The organism is Aeromonas cavernicola (assembly GCF_002795305.1).
Classification (GTDB): Bacteria; Pseudomonadota; Gammaproteobacteria; order Enterobacterales; family Aeromonadaceae; genus Aeromonas; species Aeromonas cavernicola.
Map to the genome: position 1 here is coordinate 1 of NZ_PGGC01000264.1, position 654 is coordinate 654.

At 58.3% G+C, this 654-nt stretch carries 1 pseudogene; it reads right to left on the reverse strand.

From position 1 onward, the window contains the following. A pseudogene (locus CUC53_RS18425) lies at positions 1-453 on the reverse strand (alpha-mannosidase); the annotation flags it as partial. Positions 454-654: the final 201 nt, after the last annotated feature.

Below are 654 nucleotides of genomic sequence, written 5' to 3' on the forward strand. Positions count from 1 at the left end.
AGATGTGTATAAGAGACAGGTCGTACTCCATAAAGGGATCGTAGTTGCCGTAGTGCACGATCTGCCTGTCCACCAGACCCGGGTCAATCTCGCGCTTGGCGCGGACAAAGTAGGGGATCGACTGGCCCGCCTCATCGCGCAGGGCAAAGGATTGGGCGCGAATGCGGATGCTGGTGTTGATCACCTCCTGACGGGGGAAGGGCATCAGGTTGAACAGGCAGAGCTTGTCGGCCACCTGTACCCCGTCGTTGCACAGTGCCACCGGCATGTTGTCGACAATCTTGCGCATGTAGAAGCGGATCAGGTTCTCGGCCATGTCGTCGGCCAGCACAAAGCGATTCATCACCTCCTGATGCACCTTGTCACTGCAGCAGCAGCCGATGCTGTCATGGGCGTGGTTCTTCATGATCTCCTTCCACATCTTCTCCAGCAGGCCATGGTGGTACTCAAAGCNNTGGCCAGCGGTTCGAGGATGTTGACGATCTTGTTCTCGATGGCGGCGTGGGCCAGCTTGATGTCCATCCGGGTGGAGGAGATGGTGCGGTGTACCCGCATGTATTTGCCGTCGTTGAACTCCCCCTTGAGGGTGGCAAGCCTGTCGCGGCACGCCTCGATACGCTCGAACACCTGCTCGAAGCGGCTCATCTGGAATGT